This window comes from Halosegnis longus, assembly GCF_009663395.1.
Taxonomy (GTDB): domain Archaea; phylum Halobacteriota; class Halobacteria; order Halobacteriales; family Haloarculaceae; genus Halosegnis; species Halosegnis longus.
Window position 1 is genome coordinate 1,463,046 of record NZ_QKNW01000001.1, and the last position, 12,740, is coordinate 1,475,785.

A 12,740-nucleotide genomic window follows, 5' to 3' on the forward strand; every position below is an offset into this window, starting at 1 on the left:
GGTTGGTCTGTCGCCCGAATAAATCTCTTGGCGGGCCACGCGAGCGACTTTTGCCGGCGCGCACCCGAGCGGGAGTGTGGACTTACACGTCCGGTACGAGGGCGACGACGACCCCGAGAAGTGTACGGCCCGGAAGCTCGCCCGCTTCGATATGACGACGCTCCACGACTCCCCCCGGAGCGTGCCCCCGGGCGTCGTGCTCGACCCCCACGCTGAGCGAGCGCTCTCGCCCGCCGACGAGACGGACGTGCTCGTCGCGCTCGACTGCTCGTGGGAGACCGCCGACGCCGAGGCGTTCCAACTCGACGGGCCACACCGTGCGCTCCCGTTTCTCGTCGCCGGCAACCCCGTCAGCCACGGCCGTCCGTTCCGGCTCAACACCGCCGAGGCCTTTGCCGCCGGCTGTTACATCCTCGGCGAGCAGGAACAGGCCGAGCAAATCATGAGCAAGTTCCGGTGGGGCCACACCTTCCTCGAACTGAACCAGGAACCCCTCCGTCGGTACGCGAACTGTGCAGACTCCAGCGAGGTCGTCGCCGTCCAACAGGAGTATCTCGACCTCGCGGACGACTAGCGGCCGAACCCTTCCGGCGGGTCCAACGGACTGGTCGGGAGCGACCCGCTCGCCTCGGGGTCGTTGTACCTCCCCGGAGCCACGTCGTTCGGCCCGTCGGGGTAGGCGACCGACGCCAGCGTCTGGATGTGGTCGCGACCGACGCCGAGTTCGAACTGCCCGCCGCCGTACAGCGTCAGGTCGAGTCTATCGGCCAAATCGAGGGTGTCGAACAGCGATTCGACCGTCCCGAACCGGGAGGGTTTGATGTTCAACACGGACGGCTCGAAGGGGAGCGCCTGCACCGACGGGACGCCCGTAATCGGATAATCCCACGCGACGCGCTCCGTCTCCCGCTCTACGATGTCCATCGTCTCGCCGGTGACAGCGGGGTCTTCGACGATCGCGTCGGGGAACGTCTCGAAGACGCGCTCGTAGAAGTCGGCGGACGGCTCCGTATCGACCTCGGTTCCCTCGTACAACCCCTTCAGGTCGAGCACGCGCACGCGGTCGAGGTCGGCCAACCGCTCCAGTAGCGCGTCGTCCCACTCGAGGGTCGGGTCGAGTTTGAACTCGGCGTCGGGATTCGAATCCAGTAGCGACTCGATGCGGTCGAAGCTGTCGAGCCGCGTCGAGACGACGAATCTGACCGGCTCCGCTTGGGTATCGAGCGCCTCGGCGAGCGTCATCTCGGCCTGCGACAGCCCCAAGTCGAGGGCCGCAGACTCGAAGGCCCACTGTCGGAACGCTGGCGCGTGGTGTTGGGACGGGTCGTCGGGCCAGAGGTCGGCGTCGTCGATGGCGTCCGAGAGCCCGTCGAACTCCCACTCGCCGGTGAGGTTCGGCCGGGGGTAGTTGGCGTGATCCTCGGCCTCGTAACACACGTCCTCGCCGCGGCCGATACAGCCGTCACCGGAGAGTTCGACCGTGGTCGTGACGCGGGTGAAGCCGCTCGACACGTCGCGTTCGCGACGCGAGAGCGTGAGCGAGTCAACAGTGACGGGCAGCGAGTCGACCATCGCGTAGCGGCGCATATCCGGATGGGAGACTCGGAAAGGTTTAACCGCGCGGTTCCGATACATCTGGCATGGCCAGTTTCGAGGAAGCGGAAGCACGCACGCTGGAGAAGATGATCTGCATGCGGTGTAACGCGCGCAACGCACAGCGCGCCGACCGCTGTCGAAAGTGTGGCTACAAGAAGCTCCGTCCGAAGGCGAAGGAACGCCGCGCCGCGTAATCCGCGTTCTTCTCCGCGCTTTTCCGGCCGACAGCGACGCCACCGAACCCCTTTTGCGCCGCCCCCGAGAACCGCAGGGCGTGAACGCCGTCGAGGAGTGGCAGGCCGAACTTGACACAGCGGGGGAGCTCACCCCCGAGATAGTCGATGCCATCCTCTCGACGCACGGCGAGCGCGGCGCGAAGGCGATCGAGGCCGTCGCCGAGGCGCGCGTCAAGGAGTACAACGACTTCACCGTCGTCGTGGGCCACTCCGAGGAGCACGTCGTCGAGGACGGCGGCTGTCAGTGTCGCGACGCCCAGTACAACCTCGACCCCGACGACCCGACCGAACGCTGCTGGCACGCGCTCGCGGTCGCCATCGCCCAGCGCGTGGACGAGGTCGACCGCCACGACATGTGGTACTCCGACGTGCGCGAGTTTCTGTAGCGTGAACGGTGGACTTTCGCCGCCCACGCGCGTAGCACGGGTATGGAAATCCCACAGACGGTGCGAGACGCCCTCGCCGACGTTCCTGTCGACGGAGCGACGGCACTGGAGGCCGGAGCCGGCGTCGGCAATGGGACGGCCGGCCTCGTCGACGCCGGCGCGGCGCCGGTGTACGCCGTCACCGACCATCCCGACCACGCTGCCGGAGTCCGCGAGCGCGTCCCCGAGGCCGAGGTAGTGGAGTCCGACCTCCAGTCGATTCCGCTCGACGACGACAGCGTCGACGTGATTCTCGCTCACGGGCTGTTCAACGTCCTGACCAACGAGGAGGCGGCTGCTATCGCGGCCGAGTTCACCCGCGTGGCCGCGCCCGGGGCGTGGCTGCTCGTGGACGACTACGACCCGATGCCGGAACACGCGCCGATTCGCCGGCTGTTCGGCGTCGAGAACGCCATCGCCGAACTCGTGGACGGTCGCCCCGCGTACGTCTTCCACCCCGAGGCCGGTCTCCGGCAGCTGTTTGCCGGCCACGGCTGGGACCACGAGCGCACGAAGTCGCTGTTGGAGCCGGTGCCGTGGCCCGAGGAACTGTTCGAGGCACACCTCGACGCCGCACGGCGGAGCGCCGAACCGCTCGACGACGCACTCGCGGAGCCGCTGCTCGCGGAGGCTGAATCGCTACTGGAGGACGCGCCGTCACCGACGAGCCGGATGTACAGCCTGGGGCTGCGTCACTCGACGCAGTAGTCGACGAAGTTGCGGAGAATCCGGAGCCCCGTCTCGCCGGACTTCTCGGGGTGGAACTGCGTGCCGAAGACGTTGCCCGCCTCGTTCGCGACGATAGCCGGGAAGTCGATGCCGTAGTCGGTCTCGGCGACCACTGCCCGTTCGTCGTCGGGGTCGGCGTAGTAGGAGTGGACGAAGTAGGCGTACTCGCCGTCGATACCCGCCGTGACGGGGTGGTCGCGCTCGACGGACAGCTCGTTCCACCCCATGTGTGGAATCTTCTGCCCCTCGGCGAAGCGGCGATTTCGCCCCGGAATCAGGTCCAGACCCTCCACGTCGCCCTGGCCCTCCTTGTCGGCCTCCTCACTCGACGTGAGCAGCATCTGCATGCCGAGACAGATGCCGAAGAGCGGTCGACCCTCCTCGGCGTACGCGACGAGACCGTCGCGAATCGAGGCGGCGTTTTCCATCCCCTCGGCGAATGCACCGACGCCCGGAAGGACGACGCCGTCGGCGGCGTGGAACCGCTCGGGGTCGTCGCTGATGGTGACGCTCGCGCCCGCGCGCTCGAGTCCGCGGGTGGCAGAGCGGAGATTCCCCAGTCCGTAGTCGACGAGGACGATGTCGGCCGTCGTTTGGACGCTCATACCCTCCGTTGGCGGCGGGGGGAGAAGTCGGTTTTCCTCCACCTGTCGGCCGTGAGCATACACGATTGTGCGCATCTATATCGAACTAATAGCAACATTTAACATAGCGGTGTCCAACCGTTAGTTGAATTCCGATGACGAATCGGCGCACCTTCCTCAAATCCGCGGGCATCGCTGGCACAGTTGGACTTACCGGCCTCAGTGGCTGTATCGGATCGTTCGGCTCCGACCCGTTCAACGACGGGACGATCCAGTTCCTCATGTCGCCGACCGAACCACAAGAGCAGATGCGTGCACAGTACACGCCGGTCCGAAATCAGCTCAGCGAGTCGATCGACATGGCCGACGAGGTCACCATCGACTACGCGGCCGACTACTCCGCGACGCTGAACGCGCTGGACTCCCAGACGGCCGACGTTGCAGAGACCGGCCCGTTCGCGGCCGCGCTCGGCGTCAACAACGACCAGGCGGAAATCGTCCTCCAGCGGCGGGCCTACGGCGGCTGGACCTACCGCTCCATCATCATCACGCGCGACGGCACGGACATCTCCTCGCTGGAGGACCTCGAAGGCCGCGACGTGGCCTTCGCCGACCCGCTGTCGGCGTCCGGGTCGCTGTACCCGCTGTTCATGCTGCAGGAGGCCGGCATCTCCGTACCGGACTCGCCGGGCAGCCCGTCGGGCGCTGACTTCAACCCGACGTGGTCGAGCCACGCGAGCGCGCTCGAAGCGCTCCAGACCGAGCAGGCCGACGCGGCCGGTGTCGGCTACTTCATCGCCTCCGGCGACAACGAGGACGACCTCGCAGACGGGCTCCAGCTCGTCGATGAACGGACGGGTATCCCGCGTGCGCCCATCGTCGTGAGCCCACAGCTCACCGACGAGGAGCAGACCGCGATTACCGAGGCGTTCACGAGCGCACCGAACACGATGTACTACGGCGAAGACGGCGAGGAGGGGACGGAAGACGACATCTGGTTCGACGGCGTCCGTCCGGCGACGGTCGACGACTACCAGCAGGTCATCGACCTCGCCGACTCGCTCGGCTACGGCCAGGACGTCTTCGAGTCCTGAGCCGCGAAACGCGCGGCAAAAAAGCACAGCATTTTGACTACTGAGGTTACCACGTTACGATAGAGACAAGAATGGCGACAGTTACAGCATCGGGGCTCACCAAGGTTTACGGCGAGGACACGGTCGCGCTGGACGACGTGTCCTTCGAACTCGAAGACGGTGAGTTCGTCGTCCTACTGGGCCCCTCCGGTGCGGGAAAGTCGACGTTGCTTCGAATTTTGAACGGACTGACGCAGCCGACGGAGGGGACGCTCGAAATCGGCGGCGAGGAGGTGACCGGCACGCGCTCGGACGTGGCGATGGTGTTCCAGATGCATTATCTGGTCGAGTCGATGAGCGCCTACCGCAACTCGCTGACGGGCGCGCTCAACCGGACGGAGACGGTCGACAGCGTCATCTCGAACTACGAGGAAGCCGACAAGGACCTCGCGCTGGAGGCGCTCGACACGGTCGGACTGCTCGATGAGGCCGACCAGCGCGCCGGCTCCATGTCCGGCGGCCAACAGCAGCGCGTCGGCATCGCCCGTGCGCTCACGCAGAACCCCGAACTCCTGCTCGCCGACGAGCCGGTCGCGAGTCTCGACCCCAAGGCCGCACAGGAGGTCATGCGGTATCTGAAGCTGGCCGCAGACGACCGCGATTTGACCTCGGTCGTCTCGCTCCACCAGGTCAACATCGCCCGCGAGTTCGGCGAGCGGTTCCTCGGACTCCGCGACGGCGAGGTGGTCTTCGACGGCGGCAAAGAGGACCTGACGATGGACGTGGTCGACCGCATCTACTACGGCGACGGTGACGAGGAGAGCGAGACCGGCGTCGAACACCTGGCTGAAACGTAATCATGGCAACAAGCGACATTCAAAACGTCAAGGAGCGAATCGAGAGTCAACAGCTGGTCCGGCGCATTCTGGGCTTTTTCGGTCTCTTCGTCATCCTCGGATTGACCACGCTGGGGATGGTGTACGTCGAGTTCACGCTGGCGCAGTTCATCCAGCAGTTCCCTATCTGGCTCGACAGCGTCTCCCGGTTCCTCCAGCCCGACTTTATCGACCTGACGCTCGCCACCCGCCAGGAGGGAATCGGCGGGCTCGGCGCAATCTGGTACACGCTTACCAATCCGTGGACGATTGTCGAGGCTGCCGGCCAGACCCAACTCAGCGGGAGTCTGCTCGTCCCGGCCGCCATCACGACAATCATCGTCGGCTTCACCGGAACCGTCCTCGGCTTCCCGCTCGCGCTCCTGTTTGGCGTGCTCGGCTCCGAGCGCGTGACGCCGTTCCCGTTCAACTTCATCTTCCGTGGCACGATGTCCGCGATTCGCTCGGTGCCGGCGCTGGTGTGGGTGTTCATCTACATCGCCCTGTTCGGCATCTCTGAGAAGTCGGCCATCATCGCTATCGCGACCGACACCATCGGGAACCTCGGTCGCCTCTTCACCGACGAACTCGAGGAAATCGACGACGGCCCAATCGAGGCCATCTCCTCGACGGGTGCCGGCCGGGCACAGACGGTCATCTTCGGTATGCTCTCGCAGGTGTCCACCTCTTTCATCGCGTGGACGCTGTACGTGCTCGAAATCAACACCCGCATCGCCATCTCGCTCGGCGTCGTCGGTGCCGGCGGGCTGGGACAGTACATCAAGCTGAAACTCCAGTTCGGCAGCGACCAGGCGTACGCCGCGGCCGCCGCCGGACTCATCATGGTGATGCTCATCGTCGTCAGCGTCGAACTCATCTCCTCGCGCATCCGCGCCCGGTTGCGCCCCGGCGAGGACACCGGTAAGGGCCTCGTCGAGACCGTCCGCGGGCTGTTCGACGGGAACAAGTGGCTCGGCCGCACCGACACGAACTAGCTCAGTAGTCGCCGAGTCGGGACTGTCCCGACTCGCTGTCGCCGACGCCCGCGAGCTCGGCCGCGCGGGCAATCGCCGTCTCGAACGTCTCTTCCTGACTTCGATCGTACAGCGTCGCCGCCGGATGCACGGAGACGAGCAGCCGGTAGGCAGACTCGCCGACCCGCACGTCGAACAGGTCGCCGGCTTCGTCCGTCACGCCGACCGACCGCCCGAGCAGGTGCTCGGAGGGGACCTTTCCGAGCGTGACGACGAGTTCGGGGTCGAGCCGCTCGATTTCCGTCTCCAGATACTTGCGGCAGTTGTCGAGTTCGCCCGTCGTCGGGTCCCGGTTGTCCGGCGGGCGACAGCGCACGCAGTTGGTGATGCGCACGTCGCCGCGAGCGAGCCCCGCATCGCGGAGCGCGTCGTCGAGCACCGTCCCCGAGCGGCCGACGAACGGCTCGCCCTGTTCGTCCTCGTTCGCGCCCGGTCCCTCGCCGACGAACAGCAGGTCCGCGTCCGCCGGGCCGACGCCGTTGACGATGCGCGAGCGCGACGCACACAGCTCCGGACAGCGTTCACACGCCGTCACGTCCAGTCCGTCCATACCGACTGCACGCGACCCGCAGTTAAGAATCCGCCCGAAATCGCCGCCCGGCGCGGGCCGCGAGCCGTGCGACTCGGAGGGGTTCGGGCCGACCCCCCTCGGGCGTGAACCCCCGGACAATCGGTTCGGGGTCGTCGGTCCCGACGGCTCGCACCCACACCCGCTCGCCGTTGACCGCGACCTGCTCTCGCGGCGGCTGTCGCTCGTAGATACCACGGCGCGCGGCGAGTGCGTCGCCGTCGAACTCGCGGGCGAGTGCGGCGTCGAGTCCCGCGCTCGCCTCGAAGGAGACAGAGACGACGGGGCGGTCGGCCTGCTCGTGAACCCGGTGGAGGTCGAAGAGATTGAACCACGCGGGCGCGATGCCCGCAAGCAGTACGTACTGTGCGTCTGGTCGGTCGAGCCGCGAGAGAAGGGAGCAGGCGGCGTCGGTCGCGTCGAGCCCGCCGACGGTACAGCGGCCGTACTCCAGTCCGTCGACGCTTCGGTCGGCGCGGACGACCGCCGCGGCGAGGGTCGACTCGCCGTCGCCGGCCGACTCGGCGATACCGACCGCCCGGGTGGCCTGCTTCACTCAGTCGTCGTCCTGCATCTCCTGGAACTGGTCGAGCAGTTCGTCACTGGAGTCCAGATCGAAGGAGACCTCGCCGTCGTGGTCGTGTTCCGCGGCGTTGATGCCGTCTTCGTCCTCGAAGTCGGTGTCGTACTCCTGATTCTCCTGTTCGGACTCATCATAGCTCCCAAATCCCATATGTATACGTAAGTTACTAATCTGGACGGAAAAGCTCACGGGTCGTCCACAGGCTCAAGCGTCCCCCTCACGTACCCCGACTATGGACCCGATTCCGGTCACCGCAGACGCAGAGGTGTTCACCTGCAACGCGTATCTCGTCCCCGGCGAGACGACCACGCTCGTCGACGCCGGCGCGATGGAGGGGGTCGTCGAGGTCATCGAGTCGCACGTCGAATCGGTCGACGCCGTCGTTCTCACCCACCAGCACGGCGACCACGTCGCCCAACTCGACGCCGTCGTCGACCGATTCGACCCCGACGTGTACGCCTACGCCGACCACGACCACCGGACCCACGCCATCGACGACGGCGACACCGTCCCAATCGGCGACGAGGCGTTCGACGTGGTGTACACACCGGGCCACGCCGACGACCACGTCTCCTTGGTCTCCGACGCGACGCTCTTCTCGGGCGACGTCGTCGTCTACAACGACGGAGCCTTCGACGACGGGAGCTTCGGGCGCACGGACATGGCCGGTCAGTCGCGCGAGCGACTCATCGAATCCCTGCAGGACCTCCTTCCGCACCTCGACGGCGTCGAAGCGATGTACGCGGGCCACGGCGACCCGTTCACGGGTGACGTGACCGAGGTCGTCGAGCGGGCGCTCGAACGCGCACAGCGCCGCGAGCCGAAGTACCCCGAATGAAACTCCTTTTCGCCCGCGAGCGGCGACTCGGCGTATGAACGTATCGGAAGGCGGCGTCACCATCGAGGTGTCCGAGACGCGCGACGGCGCGAGCGAGGGGACCGGCGAGGGCGTCTTCTTCAACCCCACACAGGAGCTGAACCGCGACCTCACCGTCGCCGTCCTCGACACGTGGGCCGAGGAGCAACGCGACGGTCCCGGCACGTATCTCGACGCGATGTGCGCCTCCGGGGTCCGCGGCGTCCGCGCGGCGAACGCCGGCTGGGACGTGACCTGTACCGACATCGACAGCGACGCGACGGAGCTTGCGGCCCGGAACCTCGACCGCAACGACCTCGCGGGCGAGACCGAGCGCACGAACGTCAACGCCCACCTCTACGAGCACCACTACGACGTGGTCGACCTCGACCCGTTCGGGACGGTCGTGCCCTTCCTCGATGCGGCGTTCAACGGCGCGAGCGAACTGCTGTGTATCACGGCGACCGACACCGCCCCGCTGTGTGGTGCCCACTTCGAGAGCGGCGTCCGCAAGTACGGCGTCGTCCCGCGCAACACGGAGTTCCACCCCGAGATGGGAACCCGGACCCTGCTGTCGGCGTCTGTTCGGACCGCGGCCCGGTACGACGTGGCCGCGACTCCCGTCTTCACTCACGCGACCAGCCACTACGTCCGGACGTATCTCGCACTCGATTCGGGCGCGAGCGAGGCGAACGACCGCATCGACCAGCTCGGCTACGTCGACTGGTGTAACCACTGCTACTGGCGCGACCACGAGCACGGACTCATCGCCGACCCTGTTGAGGAGTGTCCACACTGCGGCCACGCCACGCAAACCGCGGGCCCGCTGTGGCTCGGCCCGACCCACGACCAGTCGTTCGCCGCCGCCGTCCGCGAGAACGTCACCGAGACGATGGGCGAGGCGACGAAGGCCCGGCGGCTCTGTGACCGCCTCGAAGTCGAGCGCCACGACCCCACCCACTACGACCAACACGAACTGTACGGCAACTGGGGCGAGTCGGCTATCGGGATGGACGACTTTCTCGACGCGCTCCGGGACGCCGGCCACCCGGCCTCCCGCAGCCACTACGGCGGAACGACGTTCAAGACGCCGGCGTCGGTCGGCGAGATTCGCGACGCCGTCTTATAACTGACTGCGCGTCGACCACCGGATATGCGCCGTCTCGCTCGCGACGTGTACGCCGTCGGTCGCCGGGCCGACGTGTCGACGCTCGCGGGAGCACTCGCGTACTTCGCGTTCGTCGCGCTCGTCCCGCTTGGCGTGTTGTTCGTCGTCGCGATAGCCACGCTGGTCGGCGAGCCGACCGGCTCGCGGGTGCTCGCGCTCCTCGCTGAGACGCTCGAACCCGGAGTCGGCTCGCTCATCGAGTCGAACGTGCGCGACGCCCGCGGTCGGTTCGAGGCGACGCTGCTCGGCACGGCGACGCTCGCGTTCGGTGGGGTCCGGCTGTTCCAGACGCTGGAGCGGGGCTTCGCCAGCATCTACGGCGAGCGCCGCGGGCGGTCGCGGTCGGCGGCCCTCCGAGACGTGGCCGTGGTCGCGCTCGCCGACGGCCTCGCGCTCGCCGTCCTCGGTGTGGCCGGGAGCCACCTCGTCCACGGCGTCTCTGACGGCTGGGTTGCACCCGTCGGCACCGTCTTCCTGTTCGCCGGACTCGTCTGTGCCGTCCTCCCGACGTTCGCCGTCTTCCCGTCCGCGTCAGTGGGTGCGCGCGAAGCCCTCCCGGGCGCGGCGCTGTCGGCGGGGAGTTGGACCCTCGCGACGGTCGCCGTCAGGTGGTACGCCACCACCGGCGGACCGTGGCAGTACGGCGCGCTCGGAGTCGTCGTGCTCTCGCTCGGCTGGCTCTACGTCGGCGGGCTGGTCGTACTCGTCGGTGCAGCGCTCAACGCCGTGCTCGGCGGCCACGTCGACCCCGACGAGGCGTGGCATCCCGGCGATTATTAGTACGGAGTCGCCCACCACAGGGTATGAACCGCCGTCAGTCCGGCCTGCTCGACACCGTGGGGACGGTCGTCACCGTGGTCCGGAGCGACCAAATCACCTTCATCGCCGCGAGTCTCGCCTACTACGCGTTCATCTCGCTGCTCCCGCTGCTGTTGCTCACCGTCGTCGCCGTCAGCGTGGTCGGCGGGCCGGAGCTGGCCGCGACGCTCGGCACCGCGGCCGCGAACTCTTTCGGCCAACAGGCCGGTGCGCTCGTCGAGAGCGCGCTCGTCAACGCCGCGGGCAGAAGCGGTGCCACCGTCGTCGGGACCGCGCTTCTCGTCTGGTCTGCCCTGAAGCTGTTTCGCGGGCTGAAGGTCGCGTTCACCACCATCTACGGCACCGTCGACGAGCAGTCGATTCTCGACCAGCTCCGCGACGGCTTCGTCGCGCTCGTCGGCGTCGGGCTCGGCATCGCGGCGACGGTGGTCGTCGGCTTCGCCGTCGCCCGCGTCGACCGCTCCATCGTCGGTATCGACATGGCGGACGTGGCCGGGACGGGACTGCTCGTGCTCGGGCTCCTGCTCGTCTTCTTACCCCTCTACTACGTGCTTCCCGACCGCGGCGTGGTGACGGTCCGCGAGGCAGTCCCGGGGGCGCTCGTCGCCGCCGTCGGCTGGACCGGGCTACAGGTCGGCTTCCGCATCTATGCGGAACAGGCCGCGACCTACCAGGCGTACGGCGTCCTCGGCGGCGTGCTCCTGCTCGTCACCTTCCTGTACATCGGCGGCATCATCCTGCTCGTCGGCGTCGTCGTGAACGCCGTCCTCGCCGGGCGCATCGACGACCAGAGCGACCTCATCGACACCGACGCCCACGAGACAGGAGGGAGGGGCTTATCTGCCACGGGTACGACCACTCTCGATGTGAGCGAGGACGCCGACGACCGCGACGGACACGACGACCGCGACGAGGAGATTCGCGAACTCCGTGAACGACTCGCCGAGTTCGAAGACGAGGTCGAAGAGCGCACGGTCAAACGCGACGACCTGGAGCGTGACCTCAAGCGGTACGTCCGCCGGAAAGTTCGCTCCGGGAAAGCCCGCGGCTGGGGACCGTATCTCGTCTTGCTGTACGGGACGGTCATGACGCTCGGCGCGTTCACTCAGCTTTCGGGCGGGTGGGCCGTCCTCGCGATGCTCGTCATCTGGCTGTCGACGCTCGGGCTGTACGCGCTGATGCTCATCGTCGGCGGGGGACTCTCCGCGGCACAGCTCCCGTTCAAGCTGCGTGACTCCGTCGCCGACCGGCGGAGATGAGCCACGGGCTCGGTGTCGTCGCCGCGCTGCGTGACGCCCCCGACATCGTCGTCGTCGGCTTCGCACTCCTCACCCAACTGGGTGACTTCTGGTGGTATCTGTCCGTCCTGACGCTGGCGTACGCCTTCGCCGGCATCCATCCGCGACTGCGCGGCGAGCGCGTGCGCGAACGCGTCGCCTTCGTCATCGCCGTCGCGCTCGGTGCCCTCGCCGTCACCTATCTGCTGAAGCTGACGGTCGCACATCCGCGCCCGCCGGGTGCCGAGACCGCCCGTGACCTCGCGTGGCTGCCCGCCTCGCTCGACCCCGTCTGGACGTTCCTCGCGACCAGCGAGAGCTACACGCTCCCCTCCGGACACGCCACCGGGAGCGCGGCGATATACGGCGCTATCGCGCTCGTGAGCCGATGGGGCAGTCGTCGGCTCCGGTACGGCAGCGCCCTCGTGCTGGTCGCGCTCATCGCCCTTTCACGGGTCGTCATCGGCGTCCACTATCTCGGCGACGTGCTCGTCGGTCTCGCGGTCGGTGGCGGCTATCTCGCCGTCGTCTGGCTCGCCACCCGGGGTCGGAAGGTCAAGCGCGCCTTCTCGCTCGCCCTCGCCGTCGCGCTCGTCGGCATGTTCGCGACGCTGACGCCCGAGACGGCTGCTATCGCCGGAGCCACGCTCAGCGGGCGTATCACCTGGACCATCGTCGGTGGACGGCTCCCGGCGTTCTCGACGGGCACCGAGGGGGCGGTGACGGCGGTCGTCGCGCTCGTCGGGGCGGCGCTTGCGGGCGGAGCCGCGTTCGCGGGCGACGCCAGCGTCGTCGTGCTGTTCGTCGCTGCTGCCGGCGGTATCACGCTGATTCTCACGTCACCGCTGGCGACACAGCGGCTGCTCGGGTAGCCGTCGGCTGTCGCTTTCTCGCGGAAAAAACGGAGAGGAAAGTCC

At 67.5% G+C, this 12,740-nt stretch carries 17 protein-coding genes; 12 read left to right on the forward strand and 5 right to left on the reverse strand.

Annotated elements, in window-relative coordinates:
* Window positions 1–76 precede the first annotated feature (76 nt).
* Complete coding sequence (locus DM818_RS07925; protein WP_123124490.1) at window positions 77–574, forward strand: DUF367 family protein; 498 nt, start codon at window positions 77–79, stop codon at window positions 572–574.
* Here DM818_RS07925 and DM818_RS07930 read toward each other — a convergent pair.
* Window positions 571–1,587 carry a hypothetical protein gene (locus DM818_RS07930; RefSeq protein WP_123124489.1) on the reverse strand — a complete coding sequence of 339 codons (1,017 nt, stop codon included), beginning with the start codon at window positions 1,585–1,587 and terminating at the stop codon, window positions 571–573. The two genes, DM818_RS07925 and DM818_RS07930, sit on opposite strands and share 4 nt — an antisense overlap.
* A 53-nt stretch (window positions 1,588–1,640) precedes the next feature.
* On the opposite strand from DM818_RS07930, the gene DM818_RS07935 reads away from it, so the two are divergent.
* The 3 genes from DM818_RS07935 (at window position 1,641) to DM818_RS07945 (ending at window position 2,965) form a co-directional block, all read left to right on the forward strand.
* On the forward strand, window positions 1,641–1,790 hold the full coding sequence (locus DM818_RS07935) for a 50S ribosomal protein L40e (protein ID WP_075937270.1): 150 nt from the start codon (window positions 1,641–1,643) through the stop codon (window positions 1,788–1,790).
* An 80-nt stretch (window positions 1,791–1,870) separates the two neighbouring features.
* Window positions 1,871–2,218, forward strand: coding sequence for a hypothetical protein (locus tag DM818_RS07940; RefSeq protein ID WP_197738614.1), 348 nt, complete (start codon window positions 1,871–1,873; stop codon window positions 2,216–2,218).
* Window positions 2,219–2,260: 42 nt separating this feature from the next.
* A complete protein-coding gene (locus DM818_RS07945) occupies window positions 2,261–2,965 on the forward strand; it encodes a class I SAM-dependent methyltransferase (RefSeq protein WP_123124488.1) in 705 nt (234 codons plus the stop codon).
* Here DM818_RS07945 and hisH read toward each other — a convergent pair.
* Window positions 2,950–3,591 carry an imidazole glycerol phosphate synthase subunit HisH gene (gene hisH, locus DM818_RS07950; protein ID WP_075937267.1) on the reverse strand — a complete coding sequence of 214 codons (642 nt, stop codon included), beginning with the start codon at window positions 3,589–3,591 and terminating at the stop codon, window positions 2,950–2,952. The two genes, DM818_RS07945 and hisH, sit on opposite strands and share 16 nt — an antisense overlap.
* A 134-nt stretch (window positions 3,592–3,725) precedes the next feature.
* Here hisH and DM818_RS07955 point away from each other — a divergent pair, with 134 nt between their 5' ends.
* From DM818_RS07955 to DM818_RS07965, 3 genes are all read left to right on the forward strand, one after another.
* Window positions 3,726–4,664, forward strand: a complete 939-nt coding sequence (locus DM818_RS07955; protein ID WP_075937266.1) for a phosphate/phosphite/phosphonate ABC transporter substrate-binding protein — start codon at window positions 3,726–3,728, stop codon at window positions 4,662–4,664.
* A 71-nt stretch (window positions 4,665–4,735) separates the two neighbouring features.
* Window positions 4,736–5,500 (forward strand): phosphonate ABC transporter ATP-binding protein, encoded by a 765-nt coding sequence (locus tag DM818_RS07960; RefSeq protein ID WP_075937265.1) that lies wholly within the window; start codon window positions 4,736–4,738, stop codon window positions 5,498–5,500.
* 2 nt (window positions 5,501–5,502) lie between these two features.
* Window positions 5,503–6,513, forward strand: a complete 1,011-nt coding sequence (locus DM818_RS07965; RefSeq protein ID WP_075937264.1) for a PhnE/PtxC family ABC transporter permease — start codon at window positions 5,503–5,505, stop codon at window positions 6,511–6,513.
* A 1-nt stretch (window position 6,514) separates the two neighbouring features.
* On the opposite strand, the gene DM818_RS07970 is transcribed toward DM818_RS07965, so the two are convergent.
* From DM818_RS07970 to DM818_RS07980, 3 genes are read right to left on the reverse strand one after another with little or no spacing between them, the layout of a single operon-like run.
* Window positions 6,515–7,102 carry a uracil-DNA glycosylase gene (locus DM818_RS07970; RefSeq protein ID WP_075937263.1) on the reverse strand — a complete coding sequence of 196 codons (588 nt, stop codon included), beginning with the start codon at window positions 7,100–7,102 and terminating at the stop codon, window positions 6,515–6,517.
* Window positions 7,103–7,124: 22 nt separating this feature from the next.
* A complete protein-coding gene (locus tag DM818_RS07975; protein ID WP_075937262.1) occupies window positions 7,125–7,676 on the reverse strand; it encodes an endonuclease dU in 552 nt (183 codons plus the stop codon).
* Window positions 7,677–7,853, reverse strand: a complete 177-nt coding sequence (locus tag DM818_RS07980; protein WP_075937261.1) for a DUF5786 family protein — start codon at window positions 7,851–7,853, stop codon at window positions 7,677–7,679.
* A gap of 82 nt (window positions 7,854–7,935) precedes the next feature.
* On the opposite strand from DM818_RS07980, the gene DM818_RS07985 reads away from it, so the two are divergent.
* The 5 genes from DM818_RS07985 to DM818_RS08005 are packed head-to-tail and all read left to right on the forward strand — an operon-like array spanning window position 7,936 to window position 12,695.
* Window positions 7,936–8,541 (forward strand): MBL fold metallo-hydrolase, encoded by a 606-nt coding sequence (locus DM818_RS07985; RefSeq protein WP_075937260.1) that lies wholly within the window; start codon window positions 7,936–7,938, stop codon window positions 8,539–8,541.
* A 34-nt stretch (window positions 8,542–8,575) separates the two neighbouring features.
* Complete coding sequence (locus DM818_RS07990) at window positions 8,576–9,688, forward strand: tRNA (guanine(26)-N(2))-dimethyltransferase (RefSeq protein WP_075937259.1); 1,113 nt, start codon at window positions 8,576–8,578, stop codon at window positions 9,686–9,688.
* 24 nt (window positions 9,689–9,712) lie between these two features.
* On the forward strand, window positions 9,713–10,507 hold the full coding sequence (locus tag DM818_RS07995; RefSeq protein ID WP_075937258.1) for a YihY/virulence factor BrkB family protein: 795 nt from the start codon (window positions 9,713–9,715) through the stop codon (window positions 10,505–10,507).
* A gap of 23 nt (window positions 10,508–10,530) precedes the next feature.
* Window positions 10,531–11,805, forward strand: coding sequence for a YihY/virulence factor BrkB family protein (locus DM818_RS08000; RefSeq protein ID WP_075937257.1), 1,275 nt, complete (start codon window positions 10,531–10,533; stop codon window positions 11,803–11,805).
* A complete protein-coding gene (locus tag DM818_RS08005) occupies window positions 11,802–12,695 on the forward strand; it encodes a phosphatase PAP2 family protein (protein ID WP_075937256.1) in 894 nt (297 codons plus the stop codon). The genes DM818_RS08000 and DM818_RS08005 overlap by 4 nt, the downstream gene beginning before the upstream one ends.
* Window positions 12,696–12,740: the final 45 nt, after the last annotated feature.

Excerpts from the sequence above, each read along its gene's own strand:
- DM818_RS07990 (WP_075937259.1), top strand. The coding sequence starts at position 8,576 with ATGAACGTATCGGAAGGCGGCGTCACCATCGAGGTGTCCGAGACGCGC.
- hisH (WP_075937267.1), bottom strand. The coding sequence starts at position 3,591 with ATGAGCGTCCAAACGACGGCCGACATCGTCCTCGTCGACTACGGACTG.
- DM818_RS07955 (WP_075937266.1), top strand. The coding sequence starts at position 3,726 with ATGACGAATCGGCGCACCTTCCTCAAATCCGCGGGCATCGCTGGCACA.
- DM818_RS08005 (WP_075937256.1), top strand. The coding sequence starts at position 11,802 with ATGAGCCACGGGCTCGGTGTCGTCGCCGCGCTGCGTGACGCCCCCGAC.
- DM818_RS07965 (WP_075937264.1), top strand. The coding sequence starts at position 5,503 with ATGGCAACAAGCGACATTCAAAACGTCAAGGAGCGAATCGAGAGTCAA.
- DM818_RS07980 (WP_075937261.1), bottom strand. The coding sequence starts at position 7,853 with ATGGGATTTGGGAGCTATGATGAGTCCGAACAGGAGAATCAGGAGTAC.
- DM818_RS07930 (WP_123124489.1), bottom strand. The coding sequence starts at position 1,587 with ATGCGCCGCTACGCGATGGTCGACTCGCTGCCCGTCACTGTTGACTCG.
- DM818_RS07960 (WP_075937265.1), top strand. The coding sequence starts at position 4,736 with ATGGCGACAGTTACAGCATCGGGGCTCACCAAGGTTTACGGCGAGGAC.
- DM818_RS07970 (WP_075937263.1), bottom strand. The coding sequence starts at position 7,102 with ATGGACGGACTGGACGTGACGGCGTGTGAACGCTGTCCGGAGCTGTGT.
- DM818_RS07995 (WP_075937258.1), top strand. The coding sequence starts at position 9,713 with ATGCGCCGTCTCGCTCGCGACGTGTACGCCGTCGGTCGCCGGGCCGAC.
- DM818_RS07935 (WP_075937270.1), top strand. The coding sequence starts at position 1,641 with ATGGCCAGTTTCGAGGAAGCGGAAGCACGCACGCTGGAGAAGATGATC.
- DM818_RS07945 (WP_123124488.1), top strand. The coding sequence starts at position 2,261 with ATGGAAATCCCACAGACGGTGCGAGACGCCCTCGCCGACGTTCCTGTC.
- DM818_RS07985 (WP_075937260.1), top strand. The coding sequence starts at position 7,936 with ATGGACCCGATTCCGGTCACCGCAGACGCAGAGGTGTTCACCTGCAAC.
- DM818_RS08000 (WP_075937257.1), top strand. The coding sequence starts at position 10,531 with ATGAACCGCCGTCAGTCCGGCCTGCTCGACACCGTGGGGACGGTCGTC.